24 protein-coding genes are annotated in these 17,868 nt (G+C 72.7%); 13 read left to right on the plus strand and 11 right to left on the minus strand.

Features of this window, described 5'->3' with window-relative positions; all coding sequences use genetic code 11:
- The first annotated feature begins 136 nt into the window (after positions 1–136).
- The gene (locus tag AB0R04_RS36460) at positions 137–451 is read left to right on the plus strand and encodes a hypothetical protein (protein WP_363378158.1); all 315 of its coding nucleotides are present in this window, start codon (positions 137–139) and stop codon (positions 449–451) included.
- Here the strand turns inward: AB0R04_RS36460 and AB0R04_RS36465 are convergent.
- Entirely contained in the window at positions 435–926 is a 492-nt protein-coding gene (locus AB0R04_RS36465; RefSeq protein WP_363378160.1) for a GPI anchored serine-threonine rich family protein, read from the minus strand. The two genes, AB0R04_RS36460 and AB0R04_RS36465, sit on opposite strands and share 17 nt — an antisense overlap.
- Positions 927–1,165: 239 nt before the next feature.
- Here AB0R04_RS36465 and AB0R04_RS36470 point away from each other — a divergent pair, with 239 nt between their 5' ends.
- Positions 1,166–1,438, plus strand: coding sequence for a hypothetical protein (locus AB0R04_RS36470; RefSeq protein ID WP_363378162.1), 273 nt, complete (start codon positions 1,166–1,168; stop codon positions 1,436–1,438).
- Between the two features lie 50 nt (positions 1,439–1,488).
- On the opposite strand, the gene cynR is transcribed toward AB0R04_RS36470, so the two are convergent.
- Positions 1,489–2,397: a transcriptional regulator CynR gene (cynR, locus tag AB0R04_RS36475; protein ID WP_363378164.1), complete on the minus strand. Its 909-nt coding sequence runs from the start codon at positions 2,395–2,397 to the stop codon at positions 1,489–1,491.
- A 123-nt stretch (positions 2,398–2,520) separates the two neighbouring features.
- Here cynR and AB0R04_RS36480 point away from each other — a divergent pair, with 123 nt between their 5' ends.
- From AB0R04_RS36480 to AB0R04_RS36490, 3 genes are all read left to right on the plus strand, one after another.
- Complete coding sequence (locus AB0R04_RS36480; RefSeq protein WP_363378166.1) at positions 2,521–3,135, plus strand: carbonic anhydrase; 615 nt, start codon at positions 2,521–2,523, stop codon at positions 3,133–3,135.
- Positions 3,136–3,219: 84 nt separating this feature from the next.
- Positions 3,220–3,690: a cyanase gene (cynS, locus tag AB0R04_RS36485; protein WP_350881326.1), complete on the plus strand. Its 471-nt coding sequence runs from the start codon at positions 3,220–3,222 to the stop codon at positions 3,688–3,690.
- A gap of 86 nt (positions 3,691–3,776) precedes the next feature.
- Positions 3,777–4,277, plus strand: a complete 501-nt coding sequence (locus AB0R04_RS36490; protein WP_363378168.1) for a nucleoside deaminase — start codon at positions 3,777–3,779, stop codon at positions 4,275–4,277.
- Positions 4,278–4,457: 180 nt separating this feature from the next.
- Here AB0R04_RS36490 and AB0R04_RS36495 read toward each other — a convergent pair whose 3' ends face one another.
- The 4 genes from AB0R04_RS36495 to AB0R04_RS36510 all read right to left on the minus strand — a co-directional run bounded on the left by AB0R04_RS36495 (position 4,458) and on the right by AB0R04_RS36510 (position 6,011).
- Positions 4,458–4,649 carry a DUF397 domain-containing protein gene (locus tag AB0R04_RS36495; RefSeq protein ID WP_363378170.1) on the minus strand — a complete coding sequence of 64 codons (192 nt, stop codon included), beginning with the start codon at positions 4,647–4,649 and terminating at the stop codon, positions 4,458–4,460.
- 69 nt (positions 4,650–4,718) lie between these two features.
- Complete coding sequence (locus tag AB0R04_RS36500; RefSeq protein WP_363378172.1) at positions 4,719–4,910, minus strand: DUF397 domain-containing protein; 192 nt, start codon at positions 4,908–4,910, stop codon at positions 4,719–4,721.
- Between the two features lie 68 nt (positions 4,911–4,978).
- Positions 4,979–5,185 (minus strand): DUF397 domain-containing protein, encoded by a 207-nt coding sequence (locus AB0R04_RS36505; RefSeq protein ID WP_363378174.1) that lies wholly within the window; start codon positions 5,183–5,185, stop codon positions 4,979–4,981.
- Positions 5,175–6,011: a helix-turn-helix transcriptional regulator gene (locus AB0R04_RS36510; protein ID WP_363378176.1), complete on the minus strand. Its 837-nt coding sequence runs from the start codon at positions 6,009–6,011 to the stop codon at positions 5,175–5,177. Before AB0R04_RS36510 ends, AB0R04_RS36505 begins: the two co-directional genes overlap by 11 nt.
- Positions 6,012–6,129: 118 nt before the next feature.
- Between AB0R04_RS36510 and AB0R04_RS36515 the strand changes: the two genes are divergently transcribed.
- The 3 genes from AB0R04_RS36515 to AB0R04_RS36525 are packed head-to-tail and all read left to right on the plus strand — an operon-like array spanning position 6,130 to position 6,784.
- Positions 6,130–6,330: a hypothetical protein gene (locus AB0R04_RS36515; protein ID WP_363378178.1), complete on the plus strand. Its 201-nt coding sequence runs from the start codon at positions 6,130–6,132 to the stop codon at positions 6,328–6,330.
- On the plus strand, positions 6,330–6,626 hold the full coding sequence (locus AB0R04_RS36520) for a hypothetical protein (RefSeq protein WP_363378180.1): 297 nt from the start codon (positions 6,330–6,332) through the stop codon (positions 6,624–6,626). Before AB0R04_RS36515 ends, AB0R04_RS36520 begins: the two co-directional genes overlap by 1 nt.
- Entirely contained in the window at positions 6,605–6,784 is a 180-nt protein-coding gene (locus AB0R04_RS36525) for a hypothetical protein (RefSeq protein ID WP_363378182.1), read from the plus strand. Before AB0R04_RS36520 ends, AB0R04_RS36525 begins: the two co-directional genes overlap by 22 nt.
- A 175-nt stretch (positions 6,785–6,959) precedes the next feature.
- Here the strand turns inward: AB0R04_RS36525 and AB0R04_RS36530 are convergent, their stop codons facing one another.
- Entirely contained in the window at positions 6,960–7,670 is a 711-nt protein-coding gene (locus AB0R04_RS36530; RefSeq protein WP_363378184.1) for a histone deacetylase, read from the minus strand.
- 323 nt (positions 7,671–7,993) lie between these two features.
- Between AB0R04_RS36530 and AB0R04_RS36535 the strand changes: the two genes are divergently transcribed.
- The 4 genes from AB0R04_RS36535 (at position 7,994) to AB0R04_RS36550 (ending at position 13,792) form a co-directional block, all read left to right on the plus strand.
- Positions 7,994–11,965 (plus strand): Pls/PosA family non-ribosomal peptide synthetase, encoded by a 3,972-nt coding sequence (locus tag AB0R04_RS36535; RefSeq protein WP_363378186.1) that lies wholly within the window; start codon positions 7,994–7,996, stop codon positions 11,963–11,965.
- A gap of 97 nt (positions 11,966–12,062) precedes the next feature.
- Positions 12,063–12,275 carry a DUF4287 domain-containing protein gene (locus AB0R04_RS36540; RefSeq protein ID WP_363378188.1) on the plus strand — a complete coding sequence of 71 codons (213 nt, stop codon included), beginning with the start codon at positions 12,063–12,065 and terminating at the stop codon, positions 12,273–12,275.
- A 321-nt stretch (positions 12,276–12,596) separates the two neighbouring features.
- Positions 12,597–13,184, plus strand: a complete 588-nt coding sequence (locus AB0R04_RS36545) for a hypothetical protein (protein ID WP_063352909.1) — start codon at positions 12,597–12,599, stop codon at positions 13,182–13,184.
- Positions 13,185–13,285: 101 nt separating this feature from the next.
- A complete protein-coding gene (locus AB0R04_RS36550) occupies positions 13,286–13,792 on the plus strand; it encodes a DUF6882 domain-containing protein (protein ID WP_363378190.1) in 507 nt (168 codons plus the stop codon).
- 108 nt (positions 13,793–13,900) lie between these two features.
- Here the strand turns inward: AB0R04_RS36550 and AB0R04_RS36555 are convergent, their stop codons facing one another.
- The 4 genes from AB0R04_RS36555 to AB0R04_RS36570 all read right to left on the minus strand — a co-directional run bounded on the left by AB0R04_RS36555 (position 13,901) and on the right by AB0R04_RS36570 (position 16,762).
- A complete protein-coding gene (locus AB0R04_RS36555) occupies positions 13,901–14,542 on the minus strand; it encodes a flavin reductase family protein (protein WP_063352907.1) in 642 nt (213 codons plus the stop codon).
- 184 nt (positions 14,543–14,726) lie between these two features.
- Complete coding sequence (locus AB0R04_RS36560; RefSeq protein WP_363378192.1) at positions 14,727–15,359, minus strand: carbonic anhydrase; 633 nt, start codon at positions 15,357–15,359, stop codon at positions 14,727–14,729.
- A gap of 240 nt (positions 15,360–15,599) precedes the next feature.
- Entirely contained in the window at positions 15,600–16,223 is a 624-nt protein-coding gene (locus AB0R04_RS36565; RefSeq protein ID WP_363378194.1) for a PASTA domain-containing protein, read from the minus strand.
- Positions 16,223–16,762, minus strand: a complete 540-nt coding sequence (locus tag AB0R04_RS36570; protein ID WP_363378197.1) for a SigE family RNA polymerase sigma factor — start codon at positions 16,760–16,762, stop codon at positions 16,223–16,225. Before AB0R04_RS36570 ends, AB0R04_RS36565 begins: the two co-directional genes overlap by 1 nt.
- A gap of 348 nt (positions 16,763–17,110) precedes the next feature.
- Between AB0R04_RS36570 and sigK the strand changes: the two genes are divergently transcribed.
- Positions 17,111–17,737: an ECF RNA polymerase sigma factor SigK gene (gene sigK, locus AB0R04_RS36575; protein ID WP_363378199.1), complete on the plus strand. Its 627-nt coding sequence runs from the start codon at positions 17,111–17,113 to the stop codon at positions 17,735–17,737.
- The last annotated feature ends 131 nt before the right edge of the window (positions 17,738–17,868 follow it).

Genomic DNA, 17,868 nt, shown 5'->3' on the forward strand with positions numbered 1-17,868 from the left:
ATCGCCCGACACCGCTCTTCGGGGGGCGGGGAAACGCCGTCGAAGGTCCATTCGAGTGACGTCCCGCGTCCTCGCGCGTCCGAACGGCCACACTGGCAGCGCTGAGGAAGCCCCGCCGTTCAAAGGAGACGAGTCCGTGAAGAGCCTCGGAAGGACGCTGGTCACCATCGGTGCCGCTGCGGTTCTGTGCATCGCAGTCCCGGCCAACGCCCAAGCCGCGGAGGGGACTTTCACCTACATCAGCAACAACCAGGAGCACACGCTGGAAAACCCCGAGGGCGACCGGTGCTACGACCTCGGCCGCCGCGTCGCCGAGCTGTACAACGACACCGACGCGGAGGTGGCCGTCTTCCTCGGCGCCGGTTGCCAGGACGAGATCGGGACCATCAGGTCGGGTGGTTCGAGCACCCGAAGCGGCATCGGCTCGGTCAGTTTCACCGACGACGAGTAGTCGGCGCACCCGGCGGTGGGGCGGCCCGGCCGTCCGACGTGATCGTGAAGGGCTCGGACCAGTTGCCGGAATCACCGGACAGGACGACCCGGTAGTCGTCTCCAGGGGGGACGTCCGGCACGGTCACCTCCATCCGTCCCAGCAGGATGTCGAAGTCACGGGCGAGGACCCGGTCGAGGAGGGTGACGCCGCCCGCGCGCAAGGCGATGGACCCCGTGCGGTTGGTGATCTGCGCCGGCGGATCCGAGACGTCCCAGGTGACTTCGACCCGCTCGCCGACCCGCCAGAGCGCCCCCGCCCGAGGGGAGAGAATGCGCGGCACGTAGACGTCGCGCCGGGACGTGCGCTCGGCGGAGTGGGCGGCCACCGCCGGACCGGCGGCCTGCGCCTGGGCCGGCACCGTGGCGAGCAGGCTCGGCATCGCGGCGGCGGCCAGTGCCACCACGCCCAGGACGGGTCCGTTCCAGATCCTCATGGCCCCAGTGTCTCGGTTCGGCCCCCGACGAGCGCACGGACGGGCGCCGCTTCCCCCGATCGGGGGAACGGCCGTCGGTGACGGACGGCCCGTGAGGGGGGCGTGGCCCGGGGCGTGAGGGCGGCAAGCGGCCCGTCAGCCGCCTGACGGGGTGTGAGGTGCGGGCGTCACGGCTCCTTTCCGGTGCGGGTCGGTCGCCTACGGTGGGTCACCCCGAAGACGAGGAGCGGAGGTTCCCTGTGGCGGACGAGGCGACGACGCAGTACCGCAGCTATGCCTGGGAGGACGAGCACGGCGTCAAGTACGTGGCCGCCTACCCGGGCGACGAGGAGGCCGACGAGGAGCGCAAGGCCGAGCTGCGGGCGTTGGGCGCCCGCGTGTCGGCGGACCTGGTGGCCGAACAGGAGGCCGAGCGGAAAGTCGAGCGGGAAGCCGAGCGGCGCAGGGCCGGGCGGGGGGTCGGGCGTGCGGGGCCGGCGCTGCGGCTGATCCGTGGTGAGGGTTCGTCCTGAGTGTGTGACCGGGCCCGCCGGTCCGCAGGGCGCGGACGGGCGGGCCCGTTTCAGGCCGGGCCGTCGGGGGTGTGGTCGAAGGTGTGGGCGCGGTGTCGGGCGAGGTCGCTGAAGGAGCGGGCGGCGGCGCTCTGGTAGGCGGTGTCCCGGCGGAGCAGGGCGACGGCGCGCGAGGGGAGTGGCGGGTCGACCGGGACGGAGCGCAGGTGGGGGTGTTCGCGGGTGGTGGCGTCGGGTAGCACGGTGGCGAGGCTGGTGCGTTGGACGATCGCGACGAGCGCGCTGACGGAATTGGCCTCGATGGCGATCCGCGGTCGGACCCGGTGGTCGGAGAGGAACCGGTCGATGTGCTGCCGGGTCGCGAAGTCGCCGCTGAGCAGGGCGAGTTGCTGGTCGCCCAGTGCGCGGACCGGGATCGGGCCCGAGTGGGCCGCGTACGGGTGGTCGGAGGCGACGACGAGGCCGAGGTGCTCGGTGAACAGGGTGGTGGCGGTGACGGTCGGCAGGTGCGCCCCGCCGAAGGCGATGCCGAGGTCGAGCTGGTCGGCGGCCAGCTCGGACTCGATGCGTTCCTGTGCCATCTCGCGGACGTCCAGGCTGATCCCGGGGTGGCGCGCGTGGAAGTCCCCGATGAGTGGCCCGGTCAGGTAGGCGGTGAAGGTCGGGGTCACGGCCAGGCGCAGGGTGCCGCGTGAGAGGTCCTTGACGTCCCGCACCGCGCGCTCGGCCGCCGCGAGGTCGCGCAGGGCCCGGCGCGCGTAGTGGGCGTAGGCCTGGCCGGCGTCGGTGAGGCGCACGGTGCGCCCGGAGCGGTCGAGGAGCTGCACGTGCAGCGAGCCCTCCAGCTGCTTGATCTGCTGCGAGAGGGTCGGCTGCGAGACGTGCAGGGCTTCGGCGGCGCGGGTGAAGTTGGCGTGCTCGGCCACGGCGAGCAGGTACCGGAGGTGGCGCAGTTCCATGAGCCAACTATAGGCAGCACTGATGGCAATGATGGGTACCGCGTCTTGGACGCTATAGGACCAGGTCATGCATCGTTGAGGTCATCGGCAGGCACCCACGGTCGTCGAAGAAGGAGTGACCTCGTGAACGAGATGGCGCAGGGTTTCCAGCGGTTCAGCCGGGACGTGTTCCCGACCCGGGCGGCACTGTTCAAGAGGCTCGCCACCACCCATCAGCCGACCGCGCTGTTCATCGGCTGCTCGGACGCCCGGGTCGTGCCGGAGCTGATCACCCAGACCGATCCGGGCGAGCTGTTCGTCATCCGCACCGCCGGCAACCTCGTGCCCCCGTACACCCGGGGCGCGGACGGTGTCGCGGCGAGCATCGAGTACGCGGTCGGCGTGCTCGGGGTCACGGACGTGATCGTCTGCGGGCACTCCGCGTGCGGCGCGATGACCGCCCTCGCCTCCGGCGGCGACCTCACCGGCCTGCCCGCCGTCGCCACCTGGCTGCACCACGCGGACGTCGCCAAGGCCCGCACCGACGCGGCCGAGCACCCGGCCGGCGCGGAGCGGGTCGCAGCCCTGGTGAAGGACAACGTCCTCGCCCAGCTGGCCAACCTGAGGACCCACCCGTCGGTGGCCAAGGCCCTGGTGCAGGGCAGGTTGACCCTGCACGGCTGGGTCTACGACATCGGATCCGGCTCCGCCGAGACGCTCGACACCGACAGCGGACGGTTCGTCGCCCTGGCGGGCTGACCACCCCCCTCGACCATTCCCTCCCACCACCCCCAGACCAGGCCCGGGCACCCGCCCCGGACCCATCCCCGAAAGGCCCACCCCATGGTGCACGCGCAGTTCGACCAGACCGCCCGTCAGCAGCTCGCCCTGGAGGTCGTCGACGCCAAGACCCGCAAGGACCTCACCTGGCAGGAACTCGCCGACACGACCGGCCTGTCCGTCGCCTTCGTCACCGCCGCCCTGCTCGGCCAGCACGCCCTGCCCGCCGACGCGGCCAAGGCCGTCACCGAGCTCCTGGGCCTGGACGAGGACGCGGCCCGGCTGCTCCAGACCATCCCGCTGCGCGGCAGCATCCCCGGCGGCATCCCCACCGACCCGACCATCTACCGCTTCTACGAGATGCTCCAGGTCTACGGCACCACCCTCAAGGCCCTGGTCCACGAGCAGCTCGGCGACGGCATCATCAGCGCCATCAACTTCAAGCTCGACGTCAAGACCGTCGAGGACCCCGAGGGCGGCCACCGCGCCGTCATCACCCTGGACGGCAAGTACCTGCCCACCAAGCCGTTCTGATCCCCGCGCGGGCCGGGGCGGACCGACAGGCCCCCCGGCCCGCCGTCCCACCCCGGCCCGCCCCCGACCGGCAAGGAACCGCCACCGTGGACTTCGCCCAGCACACCATCGACCTCGCCCGCCGCAACGTCGCCGAAGGCGGGCGCCCGTTCGCCACCGTCATCGTCAAGGACGGCGAGATCCTCGCCGAGAGTGCGAACAAGGTCGCCCAGACCGGCGACCCCACCGCGCACGCCGAGATCCTCGCCATCCGCGACGCCTGCACGAGGCTCGGCACCGAGCACCTGACCGGCACCACCATCTACGTCCTCGCCCACCCCTGCCCGATGTGCCTGGGCTCGCTGTACTACTGCAGTCCCGACGAGGTCGTCTTCCTCACCACCCGCGACGACTACGAACCGCACTACGTCGACGACCGCAAGTACTTCGAACTCGCCACCTTCTACACCGAGTTCGCCAAGAACTGGGACGAGCGCCGGCTGCCGATGCGCTACCGGCCCAGCGACGCGGCCATCGACGTCTACCGGGCGTGGCGCGAGCGCAACGGCGGCGAACGCCGCGTCGCCGGCGCGCCCGTCGCGGCCTGACGAGGGCGCACACGATGCCCGAGCCGATCGAGAAGGCCGCGTGGATCCGGCTGGAGAACGGCCGGGTCCTCGCCGCCGCAGACCTCCTCCGCCGCAGGTGAAGCATGGGGCATCCCGGTCGCGTCGGCGCCCGGGCCGATCAGGTCGCCGCAGTCAGCCTCTTCCTCCGCAGGCCACGGGTCACCAGGCGTCGAACTCGCCGGCGCGGGTGGAGGTGACGAAGGCCTGCCAGGCGGCGGAGGGGAAGAGGAGGACGGGTCCGTCGGGGTCTTTGGAGTCGCGGACGGGCTGCACGTCGATGAAGCCGTCGGCGACCTCGATGCACTGGCCGCCCTGGCCGCTGTAGCTGCTCTTGCGCCAGGTGGTGTCCATCGCGGTTGCCTCCTGTGGGTGGAGTGGGAAGTCGGTGGGGATGACTTCCCACTCCGGCGTCAGATAGGCCTAGTTGGTGTCGAACTCGCCGGCGCGGGTGGAGGTGACGAAGGCCTGCCAGGCGGCGGAGGGGAAGAGGAGGACGGGTCCGTCGGGGTCTTTGGAGTCTCGGACGGGCTGCACGCCGCTGAAGCCGTCGGCGACCTCGATGCATTCGCCGCCCTGTCCGCTGTAGCTGCTCTTGCGCCAGGTGGTTGCCATCGCGTTGCCTCCTGCGGGTGGAGTGGGAAGTCGGTGGGGATGACTTCCCACTCCGGCGTCAGATAGGCCTAGTTGGCGTCGAACTCACCGGCGCCGACGGCGGTGACGAAGGCCTGCCAGGCATCGGCGGGGAAGGCGAGGGTGTGGCCGTTGGGGTCCTTGGAGTCGCGGACCGGGACGATGCCGGGGAAGTCGTCCGCTACCTCGATGCATTCGCCCCCTCCGCCGCTGTACGTGCTCTTGCGCCAGCGAGCGCCGGATAGGTCAAGGTGCACTTTCAAATTCCTTCCGTACTGCGCGGATCAGCTCAAGCGACGGGGCCAGAGGCAGTGCCTCGGCTTGCAGCCGATCGTACTCCCTGGCCCAGCCCGCGAGGGTTTCGGCGTCGCGCTCCAGATGGCCGCGCAGGTGGCTCTCCGAATAGCCGAGCAGCGAACGATTTGGCATCGTCAGAAGCGTCACTGGATGTGCGAACGGCCGGTTCTCCCCGAGGCTGAGCGGGGCTACCTGGATGGTCATGTTCGGCCGACTGGCTAGCTCTTCCAGATGGGCCAGCTGACCCACCATCACCGCAGGTCCGCCGATCGGCCGTCGCAGGCTCCACTCGTCGAGTACGGCCTGGACGAATGGCGGAGATGGCTGGCTGATCCGTTCCTGTCGGGTGAGGAGGAACCGCATGCGTTCGTCGGCTTGCTGCTGAGTGACGGTCCCGCGCCGTACGAAGGCTTGTTCATAGGCTGCTGCATACTCGTGAGTCTGCAGCAGCCCTGAGATGACCCCGATCTGGAAGGGCCGGATGACGGTCGCTTCGGCTTCCTTGTCGGCGTACTCAGGGAAACCCTCTATCAGGATGCTGTGTTCGAGCTGGTCGAGCATCAGGCTGAGGGTGCCGCCGGTGGCGAGGTGCTCGTCCACGAGATCGACGAATCGGCGGCTCGGCGCGCGGATGCCGCGCTCGATGCTGGAGATGTAGGCACCGGAGTAGGCGATGACCTCTCCGAGTTCCGTCTGGGTCAGGCCGCGTGCCTCGCGTGAACGACGGAGCTGAATCCCGAGGGTCGCGTACGGAGATGACGCAGGATCAAGCTTCTTACGGTTCATGATGCTTCCCAACTGAACCATGCTGAACTGGCGACTTCAGATGCTTCCCTAGGAGGGGGTCGTTCCGCAAGTCTTTCCCACACAGAACGTGAAGGATCGACAGCGGAAGGTTACTCCCATGGGCGATGTCCAAGTGCCCCGGCTCCACGGCTACGGGGTCCGCTGGGACCCGGAGGGCCGGTGTTACCGGGTGCGGAACGAGACGACGGGGGAGTGGCTGCGTAGCGGTACCTCGGGTGAGCTGGCGTCCTTCTCCTCGTTCTCCGCCGCCTTCAGCGCCTGGCGGGGGTTCGAGGTTCGGCGGCAGGTGGGGGCGTGATGGGGGAGAAGGTCTATCGCGCCACGGCCGATCAGCGGCGGCAGGCGGCCGACGTCCTGGACGACCTGACGACCGTCCTCGCCCTGGGCGGGGTGAAGTTGCCGTCGGTGGAGGTGGATTGGGAGCACGGCCGCAGGACCGGCTGCTACCTCATCGGCCTCGGCTGCGCCCGTCCGTCCGCGCTCCTGCGGGTCGTCGACCTGCTCCGCAAGGGCCTGCGTTACGAGCGCCTGACAACCTGGAGCGCCTCAACCTCGTCTTCGAAGGCGGCACCGTGCACGACGACACCCGCCTGACCGTCCCGCCCCGGCACCGCAGCGGACTGTTCGGCGCCCGCTTCGTCCCCGCCCACGAACTCCCGGACGTCATGGCCCCCGCCCAGGCCGCCCGCGCTGCCGAAGCCCTCGCCAACCGCGCCGTCCCCCTCCTCCTGCACGGCCAACGTTCAAGCTGAAGGGCGCGACCTTAAAACCGCCTTTGACGAAGCCGCCGAGTGGCCGCCGCTTCCCGCCGCCAGCCGCCGGCGGGAGGCGCCGGTTCACCCGTGCGGTGGCCTGGCGTTTCCTTTGCCTGATGTGGCCGGAACCCACGCAGTTGTCGCCGTACGGTCACCACGGGGTGAACGGGACCTAAAGGTCCAGACCACCGCCCAGTACGGCCAGGACGTCCGCCGCGGTCCAGTGCCCGGCGGCGCCCGGGCGGGAGGCCAGGTAGTCGGCGCAGCGGCGCGCGTTCCAGCCGTGGGACTCGGCCAGGCCTGCGGCCAGGGTGCGCAGATAGGGCGCCGAGGGTGGATTGAGTGCGGCGCCGGCCAGGCCTTCGGGGGCGGTGAAGGTCAGCAGCGGGTGCCCGTCCAACTCGCCCGCGTGCACCAGCGTCTCGTACCGGCCGGGCCCGAGTCGGTCGCGTCCGTGCGCGAGGGTGCGGGTGAGGTCGAGGTCGGTGCCGGGGGAGCGGCGCATTTCCTGGGCGGCGATGTCGCTGAACTGACTGACCGTCATCAAGTAGGCGCGGCAAGGAAGTTCGCCCGGTGCGTCCGGATCGTAGAAGCCGCTGCCGCCGCCCCAAACCGCCGACTCCCGGGCGAAGTACAGCGTGCCGGGCAGCACCGCCGCCACGTCCCGGAGCGGCGGGCGCCGGTCGCGGCAGCCGGGGTAGGTGTGCGCGCCGCCGTCGGGGCAGCCGCCGCGCAGGTAGCAGGCGAGCCGGGCGGCGTGCAGGTTCGACCCGTACGCCGCGTACCAGACGAGCCGCGCGCCGCCCTCCGCGCTACCGGCCGCGCTACCGGCCGCGCCGCCCCCGCCCTCCGCGGGCCACCGGCGGGATCCGGCCACCATCATCGCTAAACCTCCAGATCTGGCGGGTCCGCTTTCACTACCGGTAGCGTCCCCGCCGCTATGGCGTAGACCACTCTTCGCCTTCGCGTCATATGCCTCCTGCCTCCGGCGATTACCCTTCGCCACCGAAAGCGATCGAAAAACCCCGAAATGACTTTCGAATCGTTCCCTGATGCCCCCATATGTCGCCGAAAATGAAAAGTTCCTTTGACTCCACCTCCACGGCATCCAGCGGGCTCCCAGTGGAGTCATGGTGAGTGAGGCACCACGCAAGGTGACTCCCCGCATTCATCCTTAATGACTACTCCCAGCCGAGGACACTCCTTATGGACGCACGCCAGGACATGGCAGGCCCGGGAACGCTGAACCGTCCCGGGCCTGCCCACGCCGCCGGTTGGCCGGCCGTCCGGCCCGCGCACCCCCGCAGCCTGCTCGACATCGTCACCGCCACCGCCGACGCCCACCCGCACGCACCCGCGCTGGACACCGGCACCGCCGTACTCGACTACCGCGCCCTCATGCACGAGGTCGACACCCTCGCCGGCGTCCTCGCCGGACACGGCATCGGCGCCGGAGACCGGGTCGGCGTGCGCATCCCCTCCGGCACCGCCGACCTGTACGTCGCCATCCTGGCCGTGCTGCGCTGCGGCGCCGCCTACGTGCCCGTCGACGCCGACGACCCCGACGAGCGCGCCGACATGATCTGGCAGGACGCCCAGGTGTGCGCCGTCCTCGGCGCCGAACGCCGGCTCGCCCCCGGCTCCGGGGCCGGGCCCCGCGGCAACCCCGTCTGGCCCACCCCCGCCGACGACGCGTGGATCATCTTCACCTCCGGCACCACCGGCCGCCCCAAGGGCGTCGCCGTCACCCACCTCTCCGCGGCCGCATTCGTCGACGCCGAGGCCCGCCTCTTCCTGCGGCAGCAGCCGCTCGGCCCCGGCGACCGCGTCCTGGCCGGCCTGTCGGTGGCCTTCGACGCCTCCTGCGAGGAGATGTGGCTGGCCTGGCGCCACGGCGCCTGCCTGGTCCCCGCCCCCCGCTCCCTCGTCAAGGCCGGCACCGACCTCGGCCCCTGGCTCGTCGAACGCCGCATCACCGCCATCTCCACCGTCCCCACCCTGCTCGCCCTGTGGCCGCAGGAGTGCCTGGACGCCGTGCGCCTGATCATCGTCGGCGGCGAGGCCTGCCCCGCCGAACTCGTCGAGCGCCTCGCCACCCCCGGCCGCGAGTTCTGGAACACCTACGGCCCCACCGAGACCACCGTCGTCGCCACCGCCGCCCGCATGCTCCCCGGCCAGCCCGTACGCATCGGCACCCCCCTGGACGGCTGGGAGATCGCCGTCGTCGACGCCGCCGGCCACCCCGTCCCCTGGTACGAGACCGGCGAACTCCTCATCACCGGCATCGGCACCGCCCGCTACCTCGACCCCGCCAAGGACGCCGAGAAGTTCAGCGCCCACCCCGCCCTCGCCTCCCCGCGCGTCTACCGCAGCGGCGACCTCGTGCGCAACGACCCCGAAGGCCTCGTCTTCGTCGGCCGCGCCGACGACCAGATCAAACTCGGCGGCCGGCGCATCGAACTCGGCGAGATCGACGCCGCCCTCCAGGCCCTGCCCGGCATCCGCGCCGCGGCCGCCGCCGTCCGCAAGAGCCCCGCCGGCGCCGACCTGCTGATCGGCTACCTCGTCGCCCAGCCCGGCACCACCCCCGACCTCACCGCCGCCCGCCAGCACCTGCTCGGACGCCTGCCCGCCCCGCTCGTGCCCGTCCTCGCCCTCGTCGACTCCCTGCCCACCCGCACCTCCGGCAAGGTCGACCGCAACGCCCTGCCCTGGCCGCTCGCCACCCCCGGCACCGCCACCCCCGGCACCGCCGCCCCCCTGGACGGCACCGCCGGCTGGCTCGCCGGCCGCTGGGAGAGCATGCTCGGCACGGCCCCCGGCCCCGGCGACGACTTCTTCGCCCTCGGCGGCTCCAGCCTCACCGCCGCCCGCCTCGTCTCCGAACTGCGCACCCGCCACCCCGGCGTCTCCGTCGCCGACCTCTACGCCCACCCCGTCCTCGGCGACCTCGCCGACTACCTCGACAACCTCTCCGGCCCCCCTCATACCGGCGGCGCCGCACACCCCCCCGCCCCCGTCCGCACCGTGCGCCGCACCCCCGCCAGCGCCGGCCTGTGGCAGACCCTCATCCTGCTCGGCGTCTTCAGCATCTCCGGACTGCGCTGGATCCTCGCCCTCACCGCCTTCGACAACCTCATCGGCAGCCAACTCAGCTGGGCCCCGCACAGCTCCTGGTGGCCCGTCGCCGCCGGCCTCCTCCTCTTCTACAGCGCCCCCGGCCGCACCCTCCTCGCCGCCGGCAGCGCCCGCCTGCTCACCGCCGGCCTGCGCCCCGGCAGCCACCCCCGCGGCGGCCAGGCCCACCTGCGACTGTGGGCCGCCGAACGCGCCGTCACCCTCTTCGGCGTCGGCGCCCTCGCCGGCACCCCCTGGGCCCGCCGCTACGCCCGCGCGCTCGGCTGCCGCATCGGCACCGGCGTCCTCCTGCACACCCTGCCCCCCGTCACCGGCCTCGCCCGCATCGGCGCCGGCGCCACCGTCGAACCCGAAGCCGACATCGCCGGCTGGTGGCTCGACGGCGACACCCTCCACCTCGGCCGCATCGACATCGGCGACGGCGCCCGCATCGGCGGCCGCTCCACCCTCATGCCCGGCGCCCGCATCGGCGCCGGCGCCGACATCGCCCCCGGCTCCTGCGTCACCGGCGCCGTACCCGCGGGCGAACACTGGCACGGCTCCCCGGCCCGGCCCTCCACCGAGGCCCGCACCACCTGGCCCGCAGCCGCCGCCACCCCCCGCTCCCGCTTCTGGAACCTCGCCTACGGCGTCGGCCTGACCGTCTTCGGCCTCCTGCCGATCATCGCCGCCCTCCCCGCGCTCGCCATCGTCTTCACGATGGTCGACACCGACCGCACCCTCACCGCGGCCCTCCTCCAACTCCTGCCCGCCACCATCCCGCTGGCCGCCCTCACCCTGGTGTGCCACGCCACGCTGATAGCGATCATGGTCCGCCTCCTGTCCATCCCGTTGCGCCCCGGCTTCCACCCCGCCCACGGCCGCGTCGCCTACTGCGCCTGGGCCGTCACCCGGCTCAGCGACACCGCCCGGCGCACCCTCTTCCCCTTCTACGCCAGCCTCTTCACCCCGGTGTGGCTGCGCCTGCTCGGCGCCAAGGTCGGCCGCCGCGTCGAAGCCTCCACCGTCCTGGCCCTGCCCGGCCTGATGCGCGTCGACGACGGCGCCTTCCTCGCCGACGACACCCTCGTCGCCCCCTACGAACTGCGCGGCGGCTGGCTGCACATCGGCCCCGCGCACGTCGGGCGCCGCTCCTTCGTCGGCAACTCCGGCATCGTCGGCCCCGGCCGCCGACTGCCCGACAACTCCCTCGTCGGCGTCCTGTCCGACACCCCCGTCAACGCCCCCGAAGGCTCCTCCTGGCTCGGCCGCCCCGCCTTCGCCCTGCCGCGCGTCGCGGCCGCCGGCGGCGACGCCCGCACCTACAACCCGCCCCGGCGCCTGATGTGGGCCCGCGCCGGCGTCGAACTGTGCCGCCTGCTGCCCATCGTCCTCGCCGCCCTCCTCGGCGACCTCGTCCTCGCCACCCTCCAGGAACTGCGCGACGACTACGGCCTGCCGCGCGCCCTCGCCGCCGCCGGCCTCGTCCTCATCGGCGCCGCCCTCATCGCCTGCCTGGTCACCACCGCCGCCAAGTGGCTCCTCGTCGGACGCTTCCGCGTCGCCGAACACCCCCTGTGGTCCACCTTCGTGTGGCGCAACGAGCTCTACGACAGCTTCGTCGAGGAACTCGCCATGCCCTTCGGCGGCTCCACCATCACCGGCACGCCCTACCTCAACGCCTGGCTGCGCAGCCTCGGCGCCCACATCGGGCGCGGCGTGTGGTGCGAGACCCACTGGCTGCCCGAGAGCGACCTCGTCACCGTCGAGGCCGGCGCCAGCGTCAACCGCGGCACCGTCCTGCAGACCCACCTCTTCCACGACCGGGTCATGCGCCTGGGCCCCGTCCACCTCGGCCCCGGCTCCACCACCGGCCCGCACTCCATCGTCCTGCTCAACTCCTCCCTCGGCGCCGGCACCACCGTCGGCCCCGCCTCCCTGGTCATGCGCGGCGAGAACGTCCCCGGCACCACCCGCTGGCTCGGCAACCCCGTCGCCGCCTGGAACGCCGACCCCACCCCCGTCGCCGGGCGGCGGGCCAAGCGCAAGGTTGGAGTATGACGCAGATCACTTTGGCCGGGCGATGAGTTGACGATGCGGTCGCGGTCCTACCTGGGTAGACCGCGACCGCATCCGTTCCCGAAAGGGCGTACCGACCATGACCGCCACCCCCGCCAAGGGCCCCGCCAGCTACTTCCCGTCCATCGAGAAGAAGTACGGCCGACCCGTCGCCGAGTGGAAGGACCTCATCCGGGCTTCCCCGCTCGGCAAGCACATGGAACTCGTCGCCTGGCTGAAGGCCGAGCACGGCCTCGGCCACGGCCACGCCAACGCCCTCGTCGCCCACACCCTCGCCGAAGCGGCCGCCTGAGCCCGCCGTGCGGCTCTGCTGGTGACGCCCGGCCCCCGGCTCTGCTGGTGACGCCCGCCTGCGCCCCGTGGCGGGTGGTGGGCCGGCGGACGACGACGGGGCCGGGGCCGCCTGCGGCACGATCGGGAAGCAGGCGGCCCCGGCCCCGGGTCGTTCCGTACGGGCGGGGCATCGACCGCGATGCCCGTACGGCTGCGGTCGGGACCCATTCGACGACTTCAACAGCACTTGAAGTCAAGCCCCCGGCGGCCCGAAGCGCCGGAGGGCGGGGTAGCCTCGCTCCCGGCGGGGGCCGGCGGACGAGGTTTCAGGGGCGGTCGAATGGAACAGCAACAGCGCGGCTACTGGCGGGTCGCGGACGGTTCGGCGGTCAGCTCCACCCAGGCCCAGGTCGCCTGGACCAGGGCCGCCTACCCGGCCCTGGTGGACGTGGCCCGCCGCTACCACGCGGTGATCACCTACTCCGAACTGGCCGAGACCGTCCAGGAGGCGGCCGGAGTGCGCACCCGGGTGCACCAGCGCACCTGGATCGGCAAGGTCCTGGCCCTGGTGGTGCGCGAGGCACACCGCCGCGGGGACCCGCCGCTGACCGCACTGGTGGTCCACTCCACCGACGGCATGGTCGGCGTCGGCTACCAGGAAGTGCTGGCCGTGGCCGGACAGCCGCCGCTGGCAGCGGACATGGACCGCGAACACCACGCCGCCGCCGCCCGCCTCGCCTGCTACCGGCACTTCGGCGCCCAACTGCCCGCCGACGGCGGCACCCCCGCCCTGGCCCCGCGCCTGCAAGCGGCCGTCAACCGCAAGGCGGCCGCCGCCACCCCGCCCCGCCCCCCGGCGATCTGCCCCTCCTGCTTCCTCCAACTGCCCGCCACCCGCATCTGCGACTCCTGCGGCGCCAGCGCGTAGGGGCTCTCTTCCGGATCACGCCGGGGTGGGGCCGACGGGCTCGGACGGAGCAGCAGGCCGGATGGGATGATCTTGCCGGCAGTTCCGTACGAGGAGGCACGGTGGACGACCACTCGAAGCACGACCACTCCCGGTGGGAGGGCGTCGTGATCGCGGCCCGCGAACGTGCCCGCGCGCGGCAGGCCCTCATGGTCGAGCGCTTCGGACTGTCAGGTGACGTGCAGTACCACTGGTCGATGGACGACGCGCGGATCACCTGGTCGCGCAAGAGGAAGTGGTCGCGCAAGAGCGAGGTGTTCCTCACCGGCCGGCTCACGATGATCGGCAGCGTCAGCCTCGCCCGGCAGACCTGGCTGTGGTCCTGGGCGAACGAGTCGCTGCCGCCCGCCGTCCTGGGCGACATCGAACAGGTGCGGCGCTTCGGCGAGGACAACGACTTCCCCGTCCTGCCGTGGCCGGGCTTCGACTCCCACCCCGAACTCGTCGCCGAGGCACGGGTGGTCGCGGCCTCGGTGCTCGACGCCGACGGGCTGTGGCTGGAGTCGACGGACGACACCGAGCTCCACTTCCTGCTCCACGACCTGGTGCCCGCCGCGGCGGCCGACTAGGCGGACGGCCGGGCGGACGGACGGCCGCTCGGCTGGGTGGTCGGGTAGACGGGCGGCTCGTCGGGCGGCCGGGCGGGCGGCGGGGGCTCGCGGACCTGCGGCGGGGCGTCAGGCCCGGACACCGACGGGCAGACGGCCCGGCATCTGCCAGCCCTCGGCGAGGCGGGAAGGGGCGAGCCGGCGCCCGTCGCCGAAGAACTCGCAGAACTTCATGATCAGCGGATCCCAGCCGAGCGGGTCCACGTAGTGGTCCGTGCCGGGCACGAGCAGGCGCTCCTCGACGTGCGCGCGCACCACGGTGACCTCGAAAGCGGTGCACTGCGGGTTGCCCGCCAGCGGCGTGGCCGCCTCCAACCGGCACTCCAACTGGACCGGGCACTCGGCGACGCGCGGCGCCCGCACCAGCTCCGACGGCTGCTCGGTGAGCCCGGCGGCGGCGAACTTGCCCCGCTCGAAGCGGTAGCCCTGCTGCCGCCGGCGCTCGGTCAGATCCGGATTGGCGGTCAGCATCGCGAGGGCGTCGACGGCGTCCACCTGCCCGGAGGAGGGCAGGTTGAGCACGCACTCGCCCTCGCGCCGCAGGTTGACGGCCGTCTGGGCAGTGTTGCCGAGGCCCAGCACGCAGGACTGCCCCAGCCACCACGCCGAGGACATCGGCGCCAGGTTGGCGCCGCCGTCCTCATTGCGCGAACTGATCAGCACCACCGGGGTGCCGAAGTAGAGGACCTTGAGATCGGTGGCCTTGTGCACGGGAAAGCCGTCCTTGAGTGGGAAACCGTTGCCGGCCTCCGACTCTGCCCCCGCCTGGGTGCGGGCGCTGGCGGTGATCGGACACGGCGTTCCCGGACACGGAGTTCCCGGCCCCGGCGGGGGCAGACGGCCCTACGCGCCGGTTCGGCCGTATGGCCGGTTCAGCACCCGTACGGGCCGGCGGTCAGAACGCGGCGCTGACCGGGCCGCGGGCGGCCACCGTACGGGCCTGGCCGTCGCGCAGCCGGTAGGACAGGCCCACGACGGCCGCCGAGCCCTCGGCCACCTTGGCGGCCAGCAACTGGGAACGCTCCAGCAGCAGGTCCACGGTCTGGCGGATGTGCTCGTCGACGATCCCGTCCGGGTCCTCGATGCCCGCGGCCCGGGCCGACACCACGCTCGGGGTGACCCGCTCCACCACGTCCCGCACGAACCCGCCCGGCAGCCGCCCCCGGTCCAGCGCCTCCATCGCCGCGCCCACCGCGCCGCACGAGTCGTGCCCCAGCACCACCACCAGCGGGCACTCCAGCACGCTCACCCCGTACTCGATGCTGCCCAGCGCCTCCGCCCCGGTGACGTGCCCGGCCGTCCGCACCACGAACAGGTCGCCCAGCCCCCGGTCGAAGATGATCTCGGCCGCCAGCCGGGAGTCCGAACAGCCGAACAGCACCGCGAAGGGCCGCTGCGCCGGAGCGAGGGCGGCCCTGCGCCCGGCGTCCTGGTTGGGGTGCTCCGGGCTGCCCGCGACGAAACGGGCATTGCCCTCCATCAGCACCCGCATCGCCTGGTCGGGGCCGGATATCGGTGAGGAGATCATGCCTGCACCCTAGATCGCCGCAGGTGGGGCCCGCAGCAGGGGGGGGCGGGGCAGGCCGCGGCCGTCCGTCCGACACCGCGTCGCCCCTCACCCGGCCGGCCCAGTCCACGGGCCCAGTCCACGGCCCTCCCGCCTTGCTGCGCACGGCCTCGCCCGCCCCTTCGCCGCCCGTGTGGGGGGAGGCTGAGGGGTTTCGTCAACTTGACTCCTGCGTAGCGGTGTTGGACGTGACGGCGCCGGTCAGTGGCCCGGCCGGCCCTTGGAGACGAACACCTGGACCGTCGAGTGCGCAGGTGCGGTACGGCCGGCCTGCGGCTCGGAGTTGATGACCGACCCGGCGGGCACGTTCCAGTCGGTGAACTCGTGGACCTCGTAGCGCAGTCCCGCCGCCTCCAGCGCCCTGACGGCCGCGTCCTTGGCCAGGTTGACGACCGGCGGCACACTCACCTGCACCCCGTCGGTCGGCTGCATCAACGGGGAGGGGGTGCCGAAGGCCATCGACGGCCCGGGCGCGGGAGCGGACCCGGCGGGGGAGGGCGCGCCGGAGGACATCGGCGCCGAGGCGTTCGCGGGGCCCGCGGGCAGGCCGCCGGAGGGCGACGGGCCCGAACCCGGCGCGAGCAGTGCCGCACCCGTGCCGATGGCGACCACCGCGGCCGCCGCCACCGCGCCGCTGAGCACGGTGCGACGGCGCACCGTGCGCCGGATGGCGAGGGCGTCGATGGCGGGGGCCGGGGTGTTGTCGGCGAATGCGGTCATGGCGGCGAGGAGTTCCTTGTCGAAGTCGGGGTCGAAGCCGGGGCCGGGGTCGAAGTCGGGGTCGGGAGAGGGGTGGTCGGGATCGTGGGACGGGAAGCGGGTCATCACGCACCTCCGCGCGAGGTCGGCGGCGCGGACGGGACGTCCTGCCGGGGCAGTGCGGCCCGCAGTTTCGCGAGGCCGCGGGCGAGTTGGGAGCGCACGGCACCGGGGGAGATGTCCAGTGTCTGCGCGATCTCCTGGTCCCCCAGGTCGTGGAGGTAGTACAGGACGACCACGGTGCGCATCCCCATCGGCAGCGTGTGCAGCGCCGTGACGAGCTCCGCGCGCAACTCCACCGACCGGTAGGCGTCGCGCGGGTCGGCGTGCTCGGCGCCGGGCGCCGCGCCGGGCCGCTCACCGGAGCGGCTCAGCCGCCGCCAGCGGTCGTTGACCAGGTTCACCAGGATCCGGCGCACGTACGCCTCGGGCGCCTCCGCGGCCGCCACCCGCCGCCAGTTGCGGCAGGACCGTTCCAGCGCCTCCTGGACGAGGTCCTCCGCGGTGTGCGCGTCCCCGGTGAGCACGTACGCCGTCCGGAACAGCGCGCCCGAACGCTGCTGTACGAACTCGACGAAGTCGATCCCGGGACTGGCCCTGCGCAGCCTCACCCGCCGCCCTCGCTCTCTTCACTCTTCTCACTCTTCCGCCGTCACCTTCGCCCCCATGACGGACCCCGGCGCAGCCCTGCTGCACCGCCACCGCGAAAGTGACGCGGCTCACAACGCTTCGAGGCCGGACGGGCCGGACCACCACGGCAGCCCGGGGGCACACGCGCGAGCACACGCGCGGGCACACGCGCGGGCACAACGATGCGCAAACGATGCGAGTAGCCCGGGCGGTGGCCGCTCCGAGACGGTCGCCATGTGCACGCACTGATCGACCGGCCGGCCACCCGGCCCCCGGCACCCCGGCTCCCGGCAGACGAGACGCCCCGCACCGAACCCCCCGGCATCGAACCCCCGGGCGACGGCGGGCAGGCCGGGCTGCGCGCCCTGGCGGCACGCGTGGCCGGCGGCGACGAGCGGGCCTTCGAGGAGCTGTACGCCGCCACCGCCGGAACCGTCCTGGGCCTGGTGCTGTGGGTGCTGCGCGACCACGCCCAGGCCGAGGAGGTCACCCAGGAGGTGTTCCTCCAGGTGTGGCGGGAGGCGGCGCGCTACCGTCCCGAGCGCGGCGAGGTCCTGCCCTGGATGCTCACCCTCGCCCACCGGCGCGCCGTCGACCGGGTCCGCTCCGCCCAGGCCGCCGCCGACCGCGACCGCACCGCCGCCCTGCGCGCCTACACCCCGGCCTTCGACGAGGTCGCCGACCAGGTCGAACACGACCTGGAACGCGGCCGGGAACGCGAACGGCTCCGCCGCGCCCTGGCCACCCTCACCGACGTCCAGCGCGAATGCCTGCTGCTGGTCTACTACGGCGGCCGCACCCAAGCCCAGGCCGCCGAAGCCCTCGGTGCCCCCCTCGGCACCGTCAAGACCCGCATCCGCGACGCCCTGCTACGCCTGCGCACCCAACTCGCCGACCCCCCGCCCCACCCGGCACAGCCCCGCGCCCGCACCTGCCTGCCGAATCTGTAGACCGACCTACATATTCCTCTCGGGCCCGCGGTCGTGGCTGGAGCGGTGGCCCGGACGAGAAGTGTTTCGGGCAGACCGATGCGAAGAATCTGTGCTGGCGGACATGGAGAACGATCGTACGTTCCCTGTCC

The sequence above is a fragment of the Kitasatospora sp. NPDC056731 genome (genome assembly GCF_040687675.1).
GTDB lineage: Bacteria > Actinomycetota > Actinomycetes > Streptomycetales > Streptomycetaceae > Kitasatospora.